The sequence below is a fragment of the Hymenobacter sp. genome, from assembly GCF_036387835.1.
In the GTDB taxonomy this organism is placed as follows: Bacteria; Bacteroidota; Bacteroidia; order Cytophagales; family Hymenobacteraceae; genus Hymenobacter.
Genome location: NZ_DASVSY010000043.1, coordinates 1 through 15947 on the forward strand (window position 1 = coordinate 1; position 15947 = coordinate 15947).

15 protein-coding genes are annotated in these 15947 nt (G+C 52.8%); 11 read left to right on the plus strand and 4 right to left on the minus strand.

The window, feature by feature from the left end; all coding sequences use genetic code 11:
- On the plus strand, window positions 1-183 hold a 183-nt coding region (locus VF639_RS08655), incomplete at its 5' end, for a hypothetical protein (protein ID WP_331145498.1).
- Here VF639_RS08655 and VF639_RS08660 read toward each other — a convergent pair.
- On the minus strand, window positions 173-1189 hold the full coding sequence (locus VF639_RS08660) for an MlaD family protein (protein ID WP_331145499.1): 1017 nt from the start codon (window positions 1187-1189) through the stop codon (window positions 173-175). The genes VF639_RS08655 and VF639_RS08660 overlap by 11 nt on opposite strands.
- Window positions 1190-1249: 60 nt before the next feature.
- Window positions 1250-1969 (minus strand): N-acetylmuramoyl-L-alanine amidase family protein, encoded by a 720-nt coding sequence (locus VF639_RS08665; protein ID WP_331145525.1) that lies wholly within the window; start codon window positions 1967-1969, stop codon window positions 1250-1252.
- Between the two features lie 193 nt (window positions 1970-2162).
- On the opposite strand from VF639_RS08665, the gene VF639_RS08670 reads away from it, so the two are divergent.
- The 8 genes from VF639_RS08670 to rplS all read left to right on the plus strand — a co-directional run bounded on the left by VF639_RS08670 (window position 2163) and on the right by rplS (window position 10673).
- On the plus strand, window positions 2163-5108 hold the full coding sequence (locus VF639_RS08670; protein WP_331145500.1) for a putative LPS assembly protein LptD: 2946 nt from the start codon (window positions 2163-2165) through the stop codon (window positions 5106-5108).
- Window positions 5109-5253: 145 nt separating this feature from the next.
- On the plus strand, window positions 5254-6069 hold the full coding sequence (panB, locus tag VF639_RS08675; protein ID WP_331145501.1) for a 3-methyl-2-oxobutanoate hydroxymethyltransferase: 816 nt from the start codon (window positions 5254-5256) through the stop codon (window positions 6067-6069).
- A 111-nt stretch (window positions 6070-6180) separates the two neighbouring features.
- Complete coding sequence (locus VF639_RS08680) at window positions 6181-6888, plus strand: RluA family pseudouridine synthase (protein WP_331145502.1); 708 nt, start codon at window positions 6181-6183, stop codon at window positions 6886-6888.
- Between the two features lie 290 nt (window positions 6889-7178).
- Window positions 7179-7937 (plus strand): acyl-CoA desaturase, encoded by a 759-nt coding sequence (locus tag VF639_RS08685; protein WP_331145503.1) that lies wholly within the window; start codon window positions 7179-7181, stop codon window positions 7935-7937.
- 229 nt (window positions 7938-8166) lie between these two features.
- Window positions 8167-8709, plus strand: coding sequence for a 30S ribosomal protein S16 (locus VF639_RS08690; RefSeq protein WP_331145504.1), 543 nt, complete (start codon window positions 8167-8169; stop codon window positions 8707-8709).
- A gap of 112 nt (window positions 8710-8821) precedes the next feature.
- Complete coding sequence (gene rimM, locus VF639_RS08695; RefSeq protein WP_331145505.1) at window positions 8822-9403, plus strand: ribosome maturation factor RimM; 582 nt, start codon at window positions 8822-8824, stop codon at window positions 9401-9403.
- An 18-nt stretch (window positions 9404-9421) separates the two neighbouring features.
- Window positions 9422-10117, plus strand: a complete 696-nt coding sequence (gene trmD / locus VF639_RS08700; protein ID WP_331145506.1) for a tRNA (guanosine(37)-N1)-methyltransferase TrmD — start codon at window positions 9422-9424, stop codon at window positions 10115-10117.
- Window positions 10118-10292: 175 nt separating this feature from the next.
- Window positions 10293-10673 (plus strand): 50S ribosomal protein L19, encoded by a 381-nt coding sequence (gene rplS / locus VF639_RS08705; protein ID WP_331145507.1) that lies wholly within the window; start codon window positions 10293-10295, stop codon window positions 10671-10673.
- A gap of 76 nt (window positions 10674-10749) precedes the next feature.
- Here rplS and VF639_RS08710 read toward each other — a convergent pair whose 3' ends face one another.
- The gene (locus VF639_RS08710; protein WP_331145508.1) at window positions 10750-11169 is read right to left on the minus strand and encodes a hypothetical protein; all 420 of its coding nucleotides are present in this window, start codon (window positions 11167-11169) and stop codon (window positions 10750-10752) included.
- A gap of 141 nt (window positions 11170-11310) precedes the next feature.
- Between VF639_RS08710 and VF639_RS08715 the strand changes: the two genes are divergently transcribed.
- Entirely contained in the window at window positions 11311-14316 is a 3006-nt protein-coding gene (locus VF639_RS08715) for a M1 family metallopeptidase (protein ID WP_331145509.1), read from the plus strand.
- Between the two features lie 15 nt (window positions 14317-14331).
- Window positions 14332-14928, plus strand: a complete 597-nt coding sequence (locus VF639_RS08720; RefSeq protein WP_331145510.1) for an inorganic diphosphatase — start codon at window positions 14332-14334, stop codon at window positions 14926-14928.
- Window positions 14929-15165: 237 nt separating this feature from the next.
- Here VF639_RS08720 and VF639_RS08725 read toward each other — a convergent pair whose 3' ends face one another.
- The gene (locus VF639_RS08725; RefSeq protein WP_331145511.1) at window positions 15166-15873 is read right to left on the minus strand and encodes a DNA repair ATPase; all 708 of its coding nucleotides are present in this window, start codon (window positions 15871-15873) and stop codon (window positions 15166-15168) included.
- Window positions 15874-15947: the final 74 nt, after the last annotated feature.

Below are 15947 nucleotides of genomic sequence, written 5' to 3' on the forward strand. Positions count from 1 at the left end.
AATGGTGAGTTTGATGTTCTCGTCGAAGGCGCAAGCAGAACGTCAAACTCACCATTTCACAACTTCACCATAAAGGGTGGAAAGCAAGAAATCCGCCTGTTGAGGCGGATTTCAAAGGTAGATAATGTCATTGGTTCTGCGCTGTTGACGGGGCAGCAGTGCTTGTTACCGCTTACTCGGTAGGCTGTAGCGCAGGCGTAGTGGTTACTTTTTTGGTTTCCACTTCTACCTCGCCATTGGGCTTCTTGGTAACTTCCTTCTTCACTTTATCCTTGCCGCCGCCAAATACCGAGAAGTGCACGTAGCGCTTGGGGTTGGATTGGAAATCGGTGAGCAAGGAGTTGGTGCTGGCGGCCGTGGCGTTGAGGTTGTTGTAGAGCGAATCATCGTTCATGAGCTTGCCCAACGAGCCTTTCTGGTCGTTCAACGACCGGTTCAGGGTTGTCATCGTGCCTTGCGCCTCGGTCATAGTAGCATTCAGCTTGCGCATGGCCGGTCCTACAGGAGCACCCTTCAGCGAATCGCTGAGTTGGCTGAAGTTGGATGCAATACGGTCGAACTTCTTGGTGGTTACAGCCAAGTCGTTGGTGAGCCTAGCCATGTTGGTGGTAATCTGATTGATGTTTCGCTGATTCATTACCAGCAAGTTGCGCAACGCTTCGGTACTACCCTGTGCATTGAGCAGGGTGGCCTGCAGGCTGACACGCGCATCCTTGTTGAGGAAGCTGTTCACCTTGGTCAGCGTCGAGTCGACGGTACCGAGCACCGGCAGGGCCTTGGCCTGGAACGCGTCGGTGATGCTGGCCACCGTGTAGGATTTCAGTTCCTCGCCCCCATCATAGACCTTGGAGTTTTTCCCCAGGAACAGAGTAATGGTCTTGGAACCCAACAAGGAACCGCTCAGACTAGCCACGGTGGAATCGCCAACTGTAACACCTTTCTGCAACTCTACCGAAACTTTAATCCGGTTGGCTTGCTCCGGCATCAGCCGCATTTCTTTCACCTGGCCCACCTTGATACCGTTGAGCATAACCGGGTTGCCCACAGTTAAGCCGTCCACGTTGTCATAGGTGGCATAGTAGGTGCGGTCGGAAGAGAGCAGGTTCGATCCTTTTAGGAAGTTAAATCCTATAAACAAGGCCGCCAGGGCTACAATACCCAGGAGGGCTACTTTAATTTCTTTCGCCACGGTGGTCTATCGTTAGTGATATGCAGAAGAGAGAACTGGCCACGACAGGCGTAAAAAGGGCTATTCCCCATTCATCACCTCCAGTTCGTTTTTGTAGTCGCGGAAGGCCCGGTAGATACCCGAGGCCATATACGCTTGGCCGGCTTTATCGTTCAGATACTTCTCTTCGGTTCGGTTGGTAAGAAAGCCTGCTTCGATGAGTACGGAGGGCATCGTCGACTTCCAAAGCACCAAAAAGCCTGCTTGCTTCACACCGCGGGAAGGCCGCTTAATCGTGGTCCGAAATTGCCGATCTACTTTCTGAGCAAACCGGATGCTGTTTACGATGTGGGCACTTTGGTAGAGAGAAAATAAAATATGGCTCTGAGGAGAAGTAGGATCGAAACCGTTATAGCGCTCCTTGTAATTATCTTCTTGCAGAATAACAGCGTTTTCGCGCTTTGCCACCGAAAGATTAGCATCGGTTTTATGCGGCCCCATCGTCCAGACCTCCGTACCGTAGGCAGATGGCGCGGCAGCGTTGCAATGCACAGAGATAAATAGGTCGGCGTTGTTTTTATTGGCGATGCCCGCCCGGTCGGCTAATTCCACAAACACGTTGGTTTTGCGGGTATACACCACCTTCACGCCGGGCATACTATCCTGAATCAGGCGCCCGAGTTCCAAGATAATTTTCAGCGCCACATCGGCTTCACGAGCACTTACGCCCGCACAGCCACGGTCTTTACCGCCGTGGCCCGCATCGAGAACTACCGTCCGCACCCGGTACCCGGCGGGCATAGCGGAGAAGACCGGCCGGGGTGCCGGAGCCTCCGGGGCTACTGCGGCCGGTGAGCCGGAAAAACACAACATGCCTATCAGGCACAACGCGACAATATTCCGCACAGTTTTCGTTAGTGAAGAGCAGCGACCCGCTACCTTTGCAAACCGCCACAAAATAAACGAATAAAATCACGTGGCCGTACTCGAGCCTTTGTCCGACGCAAGTATTATTTTATTTATCAGGACGCTATGCCGGATTATCCGGCCTCTGGTGCTAGGGTGTATTCTAGGATTCCTAGCCTTTCCAGCCCTGGCGCAAACGCCCACTCGACGCCCCGGCGCCGATGTGCGTTCCGACGTGCGTACTCCGCCCCCCATCCTGCGCCCCGATACTATTCGAACCACGCGTCGGCCAGGTACTGGCACCGCCACTGACACGGCCGGCCTGGTACGCCGCGCAGGCTCCGATTCGCTGCAACTTTCGACTGGCTCCCGCCGCAAGGGCAGCGTGGAAACCACCGTGAAGTACGCCGCTAAAGACTCTATCCGCTTCAACGTGCAAGAGAAAAAAGCCACGCTCTACGACAAGGCCAACGTGGACTACGGCGAAGTATCGTTGAAAGCGGCCGTCATCACGGTTGACTACAGCAAGAACTTGATTAATGCCGAAGGTGCCCCCGACTCTACGGGCAAGGTGCAGGACAGGCCAATTTTCAAGAACGGAGCGGAAAACTACCAGGCCGGACGCATCAACTATAACTTCAAAACCAAGAAGGGCAAGATTGCGGAAGCCGTAACGCAGCAGGGCGAAGGCTACGTGCACGCCGATGTCATCAAGAAAAACCAATACAACGAAATCTACGGCCGCAATGGCCGCTATACCACTTGCAACCTGGAGCATCCGCACTTCTACATCAATGCCACTAAGATGAAGATGATTCCGGGCGAGAAAGTGATAACCGGCCCGTTCAACCTTGTCATCGGCGACATTCCGCTGCCTTTGGGTTTGCCGTTTGGCTATTTTCCCTCCCCGAGCAAAAGCCGGGCTTCGGGCCTCATCATTCCTACTTTCGGCAATTCTGGTGACCGGGGCTTTTTCCTGCGCAACGGCGGCTACTACTGGGCCGCCAGCGACAATATCGGCCTGCGTCTTACCGGCGACGTGTATTCCGGTGCTGGGGAGCAGTTTGGTGGCTGGCGCGGCATGGCCGAAATGCAGTACATCAAGCGCTACCGCTACAGTGGCTTGCTTAGCTTCGAATATTCTGCGCGCCCGGCTAACTTGGGCCTAACCCAAACCGGAGCTAGTACCGACATAGCCATTCGCCCGACAACCAAGCCCCAGACATTCTGGTTGAACTGGAGCCATTCGCCCACGCCTCGCCCGGGTGGGGGCCGTTTCTCGGCCAGCGTCCGGGCCGGCAGTTCCGAGTACAACCAGCAAAACTCTTTTGATCCGCAACGCTTCCTTACGCCAGCATTCAACTCGACGATTAGCTACAGTAAGCAACTGCGCAATGCCCCGATTAACTACACGCTTAACCTCAGCCAGAGCCAGAACACGCAGACTGGCATCATGGATTTCAACCTGCCTGACGTCACCGTGGGGGTGGCTCGGCAGTATCCCTACCAGTGGCTGGGTTTGGCGCCTTCGGGCAGAAACCGGTTTTACGAGCAATTTGCTTTCTCTTATAACCTCAGAGCCCAGAATAGCTTTTCGAACGCACGAGCGGCTCGCTCCCTCGGTGATATTCCGTTGATTGGTGGCAGTACTACCGCCAGTGTTTTTCCCATTGAACTCTCTAACGTCGACCAGTTGCTGCGCAACTCGCAAACCAGCATCGAACACCAGTTTCAGATTTCCTTGGGTAGCTATAACCTCCTAAAGGTTATTAACCTTGCTCCTACTATCAGCTACAATGAATCCTGGTACCTAAAGAAACTCAACTACGAATATGACGACGTAGCGCAGGCAGTTCGGATTGATACAGTGCGCGGGCTCACGCGGGTAGGCGACCTTTCAAGCGGGTTTAGTGCGAACCTAGGCACAACAATTTATGGCCTTTTCCAAGTTAAGGGCAAAAAGGTTGAAGCTATCCGCCACAAAATCACGCCAAATATTAGCCTCAACTATGTGCCCGGAAAAAACGCTAATGGCTATGCACAGCAAATAGCTGGCTTACCTTATTTTGGGACTAGAAGTAGTGCCCTTGCCCTCAGCCGGTTAAATGATGGCCAAATAGTACCCGATGGAAGAGGCGGCTTCATCGACCAGCGGTATTACTCCCAGTTTCAAGGCTTCCGCGGCGCGCCATCCATTGCTCGTACCAGAGATGCCGCTGGCCTAGGCTTTTCGCTTCAGAATGCGCTGGAGATGAAAGTACGCGACAACAATGACACGACGGGCACTACCCCATTTAAAAAAGTTAGTTTAATCGACGGGTTGGACCTAGGCTTCAGTTACAACTTCCTGGCTGACCGCCTCACGCCCAAACTTTCGCCTATTAGCACGCAGTTCCGGACGCAGATAGCCCGCAAGCTTACTATCACGATGAACGCCAGCTTTAATGCGTATCAGCGCGATTCAGCGAACCGGGTTATCAACGAGTATCTTTTCAACCAGAATCGCCGTCGGTTAGCTCGTCTCGAGAATGCGGGCTTGTCCTTGCAATACCAGTTCAATCCGAGCCAGAAACCGGGCCGCAAGTCCAACATCAGCCGCGACGTAGCCCCGGCCAATGACCCGGCGCTCGGCAGCCCTATTCCGGTCAATCCGTACGAGGATTATGTGGATTTCGAGCTACCCTGGGAGTTGAACTCCGGTTTTACGGCCAATTACACCGATCCGGGTCCGCGCCCTAGCCGGGGCACCTACATCCGGCCCCGCTCGTTGACCTCTGCTTCGCTGAACTTGAGCGGCTCGGTAAAGCTTACCGAAAATACGCGGGTAGGTTACACCACCAACTACGACTTTATCAACGGCACCTCCGCCTTCACTTCGCTCGATATTTTCCGCGACTTACACTGCTGGCAGATTACGGGTACCTGGCGGCCATTCAAAGGGTATGCTCAAGGCTATTTCGTAACGATTGCGGCTAAATCGTCGTTGCTGCAAGATTTGAAGCTCAACCGCAACCGCACTCTCCAAAACCGGTAGTAATAGCGGCTGATAGCAGCCCATGTAAACAAGAGTCTACTGCTGGAAGCCAATTATTAGCTTGGGGCCGGGTAAATGCTAGAATTTCGACACTTTTGCCTGGAATTTCAGTCACCGCATCAGCTACCTCTATAACCAACCTCTAATGTCGCAGCATAAAGAAGTCAAACTCGTGACCACGCACCAGCTGCTGGCCATGAAACGGCGGGGCGAGAAAATTTCCATGCTCACAGCCTACGACTTTTCGATGGCGACTATCCTGGACGGCGCGGGTATCGACGTGCTGCTAGTGGGCGACTCGGCTTCCAACGTTATGGCCGGCCACGAAACGACCTTGCCCATCACGCTCGACCAGATGATCTACCATGCTTCATCGGTGGTGCGGGCGGTGAAGCGGGCTTTTGTGGTTGTAGACATGCCTTTTGGGTCCTACCAGGGCAACTCCTCGGAAGCGTTGCGTTCTGCTATCCGCATCATGAAGGAGTCGGGTGGGCATGGTATCAAGGTGGAAGGCGGCGCCGAAATCAAAGATTCTATTACTCGTATTCTCACGGCGGGCATTCCAGTGATGGGCCACCTTGGCCTCACCCCCCAAAGTATTTATAAGTTCGGCACCTATACCGTGCGGGCCAAGGAAGATGCCGAGGCTCAAAAGCTTCTCGAAGACGCTATCTTGCTGGAAGAACTGGGCTGTTTTGCCGTAGTGCTCGAAAAAATCCCGTCTACCTTGGCTAAGCAAGTAGCCGAGAAGCTTACGATTCCCGTTATTGGCATCGGAGCAGGTCCCGATGTGGATGGGCAAGTCTTGGTAGTGCACGACATGCTAGGTATCACCAAAGAATTCAAGCCTCGTTTCCTACGTCGCTATGCCGACATGGGCGAAGTAATGCACCATGCCGTGCAACGCTACATCGAGGATGTGAAGAGCCGCGACTTTCCTAATGCCGAAGAAGCGTATTAATTTTAATGAGTAACTAATAGTTAATAATTAGGGTTGTGCGGAGCTACTTTCAATGGTAAACAGCCCGATTCAATTTCTAATTACTAATTATTGATTATTAATTTTTATCAAGTGAATCGTCCGAATCTGTGGTCGGAACGGAAAGAAATTCTGTTCGAAGACAATCATCTCCTCGTTATCAATAAGCCAGCCGGTCTGCTCGTACAGGGCGACGCTACTGGCGACGAACCACTTTCTGCTAAAGCCGAAGAGTACTTGCGCTTCAAGTACAAGAAGCCCGGCGCAGCCTTTATCGGAGTGGCGCACCGCATCGACCGGCCCGTGAGCGGCATCGTGATACTAGCCAAAACCAGCAAGGCGCTCAGCAGGCTCAACGAGATGTTTCGGGACGATAAGATTCGCAAAACGTATTGGGCCCTCACTGGCAAGTGTCCCAACCCTACCAGCGGCCACCTTACGCATTGGCTGGTGAAGGACCCTATCCGCAACACCACAAAAGCCTATACCGAGCGCCACGGGCAGGGGATGAAATCCGACCTTGACTATACGGTGCTAGGGCAGGCAGGTAACCGCTATTTGGTGCAGGTAAACCCAATCACTGGCCGTCCGCACCAGATTCGGGTGCAACTCTCCACCGGGCTCGGCACGCCCATTGTGGGCGACGTGAAATATGGCTTTCTGGCGCCGTTGCCCGACGTAAGCATTGCGCTACACGCCCGGCAGTTGGAGTTGCAACACCCCGTTACAAAGGAGGACATGACCTTTGTAGCTCCTCTGCCTGATATGCCCCATTGGGAGGCCGCGGTAGCTTACTACTAGGCAAGGCACAAGGATATAGCCCAACAGTTTACGTCTTTTCGGCACTTAGCCGTCATGGCCATTTGTGCGATTTCAATCCGCGCAACGCCCGAAAACCGTATAGCCCAACGTGATTCACGGGTTAACTCGATGCGAGACGATAACAACATTTTGGCCTTTCGACCCCGATAATTGCACTATATTAGGTGGCGGCCGTATTTTTGCAGAACTGTTTCTGAACTAAAGCCATTCGTTTGAGCTTTGCCACCTGAAGCACCTGCCCCCGACTTCGATTTTCACCTATTTCTACCATGGCAATTCTCGTTTTCTTCGTTGCCCACTATTACTTGTCGCTGTTCACGCAGACATTTTATTTGCACCGGTATGCAGCGCACAAGATGTTCACTATGAACAAGTTCTGGGAGAAATTCTTCTTCCTGTTCACCTACATCTGTCAGGGCTCTTCGTTCCTATCGCCGCGGGCGTATGCGCTGTTGCACCGTATGCACCACGCCTATTCCGACACGGAAATGGACCCACACTCCCCGCACTTCTCGTCCAACGCCTTTGCGATGATGTGGAAAACCAAAATCATCTATAAGGAAGTAGTAGACAATACCCACGACGCAGCCAAGCGCTTCGAAGGCGATACCCCGGAGTGGAAGTGGCTGGACTGGTTTGGGGGCACTGTGTATTCCCGCTTGGGATGGGGCACGCTATATGTGCTCTTCTACATCAACTTCGCTACGGCTTGGTGGCAGTACCTATTGCTGCCGATGCACTTTTTGATGGGGCCCTTGCATGGTGCTATCGTAAACTGGGGCGGCCACAAGTACGGCTATCAGAACTTCGATAACCACGACAAATCAAGAAATACGCTGGCTCTCGACTTCTTGGCCTTCGGTGAGCTATTCCAGAACAACCACCACAAGTTGCCCATGCGTGTAAACTTCGGCGTGAAGTGGTGGGAATTTGACCCTACCTACGTGTTCATCTGGACTATGGACAAGGCAGGCATCATCAAAATCAAGCGCAAGCAGAAAGCCCAAAAGATGCGTGTAGCGGCTTAAGATTAGCTATTCAGTTCAAGATATTATCAATAAAAGCCTTCCGCACTACAGTACGGAAGGCTTTTGCTTTTTAGTAAGCGTGCAGAGAATATTACCGGTTTGCAGGACCCGAGACGGTGTCAAAATAGTTAATTCACAGTGTTCCTTTTACGCTGTGAAAACTGTGCTTACCTTTGCACCTCATTTTTCAATCAGACGCACGAGTTGCGTCGCTTAACCAACCTGGTTTATGGCAGTTAAAATCCGCCTCGCCCGTCGTGGCCGTAAAAAAGCCGCTCAATTCGACATCGTTGTTGCTGATTCTCGCTCCCCGCGTGACGGCCGCTTTATCGAGAAACTTGGCACCTACGATCCTAACACGAACCCTGCTTCCATCAACTTCGATGGCGACAAGGCTTTCGATTGGATTATGAAGGGCGCACAGCCTACCGACACGGTTCGGGCTATGCTCTCTTACCGTGGGGTGCTCTACCGCAAGCACTTGCAGCTAGGTGTTATCAAAGGGGCTATTTCGCAGGAAACTGCCGACCAGCGCTACACCGACTGGAAAGAGCAGAAAGACACTAAGATCGAAAGCAAGCGTACTTCACTTGGCACTGCGAAGGATGATGCTCGTACAGCCCGTCTGGCTGCTGAAACCAAGGTGAAAGAAGCTCGTGCTGAAGCGCTGCGCAAGAAAAACACGCCGGCTCCAGTAGAAGCTCCTGCTGCCGAAGGTGAAACCACCGACGCCGAAGCTTCCGCTACTACCACTGAGGAAGCTGGCGCCTAAGCTTCTGCAGGCAACTACGAGAGAGGTGATTAGGAATTGAGTGATTGGAAAGCGCCGGCTTCTGATTGCTCGCTCCTAATCACCTCTCCTCATTTACCGAAACTTCCGTCTTATGACCGTTGACGACTGTTACCTGCTTGGCTCCATTGGCAAGCCCCACGGCCTAAAAGGGTTTGTAATAGCCTTTCTGGATGTAGATGACCTTGAGGCTTACCGCAAGGTGAAATCGGTGTTGCTGGAAATGCCTACCGCTCCTGGTAAGTTGACTGAATACGAGGTGGAAAAGCTTCAGCCGCAGGTCGAAAACCGGGTGCTACTCAAGCTGAAAGGCATTAACCGGATCGAGGAAGCAGAGCCTCTGCGCAACGCCAAGCTCTACCGCCCCCTTCAGGAATTGCCGGAGCTAGAGGAAGATCAGTTCTACTTCCACGATGTTATCGGCTACACGGTGCTAGACGAGCAGTTAGGCGAGCTAGGTATCGTGGAAACTTTCTACGAGTTGCCGCAGCAGGATTTGCTGGCCATGCGCTACAAAGGCCAGGAAGTGTTGGTTCCGGTGGTAGACGAGTTGATTTCGCGCGCCGACCAGGAAGGCAAGAAACTATACGTAAAGCTCCCTGAAGGCTTGCTCGACGTGTATCTCACGCCCCCCTCGCGTGAGCAGGACGAGCCCGATGAGTTCGACGAACCGTAGCCATTGCACCGAGCCTCTATGCGTATTGACATCGTGACGTGCCAGCCGGATTTGCTGGTCAGCCCTTTCGCGCACTCTATCGTGAAGCGCGCGCAAGACAAAGGCTTGGCCGAAATTCATCTGCACGACCTACGCCGCTATGCCATCAACAAGCACGGCCAGATTGACGACTACGTGTTTGGCGGCGGGGCCGGGATGGTGTTACGCGTGGAGCCCATAGCTGCTTGTTTCGACGAACTCCTAGCTCAACGCAACTACGATGCGGTTATTTACATGACTCCCGACGGGGAAACCATGCGTCAGCCGCTAGTTAACCGCCTCTCGCTAGCAGACAACTTGTTGGTTCTTTGCGGCCACTACAAGGGCGTAGACGAACGAATTCGGCAAGCCTACATCACGCACGAAATCAGCATAGGCGACTATGTGCTGAGCGGAGGCGAATTAGGCGCCGCAGTACTCGTAGACGCGGTAGTGCGCCTACTGCCAGGGGTGCTTGGCAACGAGGAATCGGCGCTGAGTGATTCTTTTCAAGACAACCTACTAGCGCCGCCGGTATACACCCGGCCGGCCGAGTGGCGTGGGCAGGAAGTGCCCGAAATTTTGCTTTCAGGTAACACGCCTCAAATTGACATCTGGCGGCACGATCAGGCGCTGGAAAGAACCAGACAACGCCGTCCAGACCTCTTATCAGAAGCAACTTTCTCTGAGGAGTAACTCAGTAGCAGAATGATTAAGTGATCCGTTGGTACACTTAGTTACTTCGCTGCTCCGTCACTCAACGCAGTTACTCTCTACAGAAAGTTGCAATCATCAAACAAGAGCGCTATATTTGCGCCTCTTTAACAGAAACCTAAGACGGCGCGGCCGTCCTTTTCTCAGTTTTTTAGCCATGAGCGTACTACTCGATTTTATTCAGCAGGAATCCCAGGAGCGCCGCGCCAGCTTCCCTAGTTTTGCTGCCGGCGACACCATCAACGTCCACGTAAAGATTCGCGAGGGCAACAAGGAGCGTATTCAGCAGTTCCAAGGTGTTGTTCTTCAGCGCAAGAATCCTAACTCCAACGGGGAGACCTTCACTGTTCGCAAGATTTCCAACCAGATCGGTACCGAGCGTATCTTTCCTCTCCTGTCGCCTAACATCGACAAGATCGAGGTTATCCGTCGTGGTAAAGTACGTCGGGCTCGTCTGTTTTATCTGCGTGGTCTGTCGGGCAAAGCTGCTCGTATCAAGGAGAAGCGCTTGAACGTAGCGGAGAAGGCTACTGCTTAAGCTTTCGATAAGCAACTAAAAAAGCCGCCCCGCTCTTCATTGAGCGGGGCGGCTTTTTATTGACTATATACCAACCTTAACGGTTCGACGAGTCTTGCTGCAAGTCCTCTTCTGCTGAGGTTTGTGGGCTTTGCACTTGCTTCGCTGCTTTCAACAGTGTCTCGCCTAGCTTGGTTATCCGCTCTGCAGTATTCGGGTTAGAAGAGAATATGGCCGATTTAATGGTGTTTTCGCCAAGACGCCCAAGCAGCTGCCCTACTAGTTTAGAATCGATAGAGCCGCCCCCGAAGTGCGCTTTCAGAGCCTGCAGGTCAACTACTATCTGGTGCAGTTCCGGATTGCTGACGTCTTTAACATCTTCAATCCAGCGTTGGAGGGCGTTGTCGAGACCGGCGCGACTGGCTTCTTCGAATAGGTCACCGCTCAGAATCTTGCTGGTGCCATCGAGGTGGTTTTGGTGCTGGGTGTCGTCTTTGGGCTGTTTGTGAAAGGACATAGCGATGTAATTGGGCCGCCGAAGCGGAATGGGAAAGAACTGCCTGTGCAAACGACGGGCAACTAGCAAAGGTTGTAGCGCCGCCATACGCAACAGATCGTTACTTTCGTTTCCCTGTCGTATCGTTCCTTGTTGCCCCGCATGAAAAAACTTATAATCGGCTTCTGGCTAACTGCGCTACCCTTATGGGTTTTGGCGCAGCCCACAGCCAAACCTGTGGCTCCTGCCGCTTACTGGCAGCAACAGGTCAACTACTCTATAGATGTGGTCCTGGATGATCAGCAGCACGTCCTCACCGGACGTGAGGAGCTGGTATATACCAATAATTCTCCCTCGGCACTGCCTTTCATCTGGTTTCATCTATGGCCCAACGCTTACCGCGACGATAACACAGCCTTTGCGCGGCAGCAGCTCCGCAACGATAATCGCAAATTCCATTTTGCTACACCGCAGCAACGTGGCTTTATCGACCAGCTCGATTTTCAGGTGAATGGCCAACCGGCCAAACTGGAATACGACCCCGAGAGCCCGGATATGGCCAAGCTGATTTTGCCGCAGCGGTTAGCAGCCGGAGCCAGCGTCACGATTACCACGCCGTTTCAAGTGAAAATTCCCAATTCCTTTTCACGTTTCGGCCACGTAGACCAGAGCTATCAGATTACGCAGTGGTACCCCAAGCCTGCCGTATACGACCGGAAAGGGTGGCATCCCATTCCTTATCTCGACCAAGGCGAATTTTACTCGGAATTCGGCTCGTTCGATGTTCGTATTACGCTGCCCTCCAACTATACAGTAGGTGCTACGGGCGTGCTGCAAAACCCAGAGGAACAAGCCCGCCTCGACCAATTAGCTACCGCCACAGCCCTCAAGAAAACCACTGCCGACTTCGGCAACGACCTAAAGTTTCCGGCTTCTGCTTCGGAAACCAAAACCCTACGCTACGTGCAGGATCGGGTGCACGATTTTGCATGGTTTGCCGATAAGCGCTTTAACGTGCTAAAAAGCGGCGTGACCCTGCCCTCCGGTCGGCAGGTAGCTACTTGGGTGATGTTTACCAACAAAGAAGCTGCTAAGTGGCAGAAAGGCCTGCAGGACGTCGACTCGGCGGTTGTATACTACTCGCGCTGGGTGGGCGAATATCCCTATAGCGCGGCCACGGCCGTAGACGGCGCCTTGAGTGCCGGCTCGGGCATGGAGTACCCCATGGTGACCGTTACGCAACCAGAAGCCATCGTGCACGAAGTGGGCCACAACTGGTTTTATGGCATTCTGGCTACCAACGAGCGGGACTTTGGCTGGATGGACGAAGGCGTAAATTCCTATGTGGAGAATCGAGTGGCCGAGTTACACGGCGAAAGTGGCGGTATTCTGGCAGGCTTACCTACGAAAGGTACAGGTGCCCGGCTGCTAGGCACCGACGGCCTCCCCGCTTCAGCATTAAGCCAGATTCCTTATCAAATGGTGGCCAGCCGCGGCCTCGATCAGCCTATCAGTAATATCACTTCGGCCGATTATGGCAAGTTCAATTACGCGGTGATTATGTACGGCAAAACCGCCTCCTTACTGAAATACCTGGCGGCTTATTTGGGACAGGAAAAATTTGATGTGGCCATGCACGCCTACTACGAGCAGTGGCAGTTCCGCCATCCTTATCCTGAAGACATGCAGGCAGTATTCGAGCAAACCACTGGTTCGAAGCTAGGCTGGTTTTTTGGGGCTATGCTCAACGGCACGTATCGTCACAACGCGGTGATTGCCCGGTCGAAAGTCGAGAAAGGACAGCGCAAGGTCTTGGTGCGTAACGATTCCCCTACCCCATTTCCATTTCCGGTGGCTACCATGGATGCGCAAGGCAAGGTGTTGGAAACGAAATGGACAGTTCCTTTCACTAACACCGATGAAGACGACAGTGCGGTGCTACAGTTCCGGGAGGAAGGGGTGGCCGCTGTAGTAGCCGATCCGGAGTATCTCACTCCCCAACTCAACCGCCGCGACGACCACTTACGAACCACTGGCTTTTTGCGCGCTTTAGAGCCGATTAAATTCCGACCCGCGGTAAGCCCGGAGCGTTGGGATTGGGCGGCTATTAATTGGTTGCCTGTACTCGGAGCTAACACGTCGGACAAGTTTATGCTGGGCGCGGCTTTTTACAACAGCCCTCTGAACGTCAAAAAATTCAGTTATCTGGCTTTGCCTATGTACAGCTTCAGCCGAAAAGAGTTGAATGGAATTGGCGTTCTAAACCTGAATATTTTACCAGTTCAGGTTACACGTCGGGCAGTGCTGGGCGTGCTGTTGCAACGCTTCGAACGCTACCGCAAAGTGGAGCCTAGCCTAACGCTCCAGTTGCCCCACACTGCCTTCGATAAACCACAGCACACCGTGAAGCTGGCTAATACGGCCATCTACAGCCAAGACAGCCGCGTTACGGCTAGTATCCAGTCGTTGGAGTATGGGTTGCGCATCAGCAACGCCCTTCGCCGCTGGAACGCGCACGCCGAAGTTAACTACTTCACTCCCGACCTCTCAGAAGATAACAGGGGTACGGCGGCCGCCTTGGCACGGGCCGAGGTCAGCCATACACGCTATTATTCGCCTAAGAAGACTTTCTCGGTGCGCCTTTTTGGTGGCAGCTTTCTCCAAAAGGCCAATAGTTCACCTTTCGCCATGGGCTTGAGTGGCAGCTTTGATTATCGTCGCCAAACCATGTTCCTCGACCGGCAGCAGATTTCCCCTAGCCTTACGGCTCAAGTACATCAGTTTGATGATCGGGATGGCGCCTTCAAAGCTTACATACCCGCTCTTAATCGATCTGAAGCAACGGCCGCTAGCAACCGGTGGCTTACTACGCTCAACTTACAGGCCGACCTGCCAGTTACTCCATTGGGTGTCTTTGCAGATTTCGGCGCTACGAAAGAGAAGAGCCAAGTGGTAGCTGACCGCAATCCACAGCGGCTGTATTATGATGCAGGAATAAGTTTGCCGTTAATCAACCGCGTGTTGAGCTTCTACTTCCCTGTTGCTGGCTCTCAGTACAGCAACGGCCTGCCCGCTAGCCGTAAGGACTTCACCAATCAAATCCGCTTCGTATTGCGCCTCGACCAGTTGAACCCGTTTCGACTGCTCGATGAGCAACTAGCTCAATAGCTGTTCTTTCTTCACGTGTCTGATATACTCTGTTCCGCTGGCCTCGTAGCGGTGTTGCTAAGTGGGCTATTTACAAGTTGTAGCCCTCAATACGAGGAGCTACCCACGTTTTCGGCGGAGCGGAAGCTGTTGCAGGTGGTGGTAGAAATGCCTGCCGGTACCAACCACGCCCGCCGCTACGACCCAACCAGCCATAGCTTTGTGCCAGTTCGTAGGGCTGGCTTAGACTTGGTGGTGGAGTTCCTACCGTGCCCTGGCAATCAGGGATTCATACCGGGTACTCGTTTGGGTGCAGCCGGCAGACCTTTACCGGCACTAGTGCTCACAGAAGCTCAACCGGCTGGCACTGTATTGGAAGTAGTGCCTATTGGCCTGCTCACGCTCGATGATAATGGCACCTTGAAGCCGATAGTGCTAGCCGTGCCGGCCCGACCAAGCCAGCAAATTCTACCTGAAGCAGTTACGTGGCATGACTTAGTTAGCCGGTACCCTGGTGTTCAAGAAGTTGTCCGGCAGTGGTTCTTGCACCAAGGACGTCCTGGCGAAATACGAATTGTGAGCTGGAAAGACGAGAAGTCAGCCGAGCAACAGGTGAGAGATGCTATGAAGTAAATTACTGACTGCTTTTGTCTGGTGGTAGCAAAAAAATAAGAGCGTGTCGTTTATAGATAAACCACTTGCCTAGGCAAGCATACGTCGCGTCTTACTTGAATAATGACAAAAGAGCTGTTGACTTACTATCGATTTCAGGTATAGCAGTAAAACAAGAGGGCCGCTTCCATGGAAGCGGCCCTCTCGGCAATAGTAGTACAATTTGCTAACGTGTTAGCATAAACCTTCTGGTTGTAACTACTCAATCTTGTTCATGCGCTCTTTAACGGCCTCCAGGGCCACGCGCATGTTCACAATGTCGGCGCGGGCTGCTTCCTGCTCCTTAAGGTTTAAGTCTACTTGGTTGTTATACTGTAGCAATTCGGCGGCGTTCTGAGCCAACTGCTGCTGAATTTCAACCTTTTTCAACTTGTTCTTTTCAATGTCTTTTTTGATGACATCAGACTTCTGAATCACCGCCATGTGGTTGTTCTGCGACGACACCAGCGACTTTTCTGCCTCAGCTACCTGTACGGCAAGGTCTTCGCGGTACAGCATCCGAGCGAAGTCCTTCAGGTACTTTTCGCTGGCTTTCCACTGCACAGGAGTGGCATCTTTGCTCAAATAAGCATTGCCTAAGTCGATAGACCACCATACCGATGTGCCGGTTGGGGTGGCATCTACCTTGCTAATTACTCGAACTGGCGTTTTCGAAATGTCTTCGATAACGACACCTTCAAGTTGATAAACACCTTTGTCGGCTTTCACTTTGTTGCCGAACTGCGTGTCAAGCTGCTTCTTCCAGGATTCGTCTACGCGCTTGCTATCCAACTGAATGGTTACGCGCTGGCCTTTGCGGGGAATCCCTTTGATAGCCATATCCGTTTCATCAACGGGTGATTTCTGTGCGTAGCCAGTCGCCGTCAGCACAAAAAACAACAGGGAGAGGAGTACGCCTTTTTTCATGTGAATGAGATGATTAGTGATGCGTTAGTCTCGTTTAAGTCCGATTTTTATATTTCTACTCATCAAATTTAACT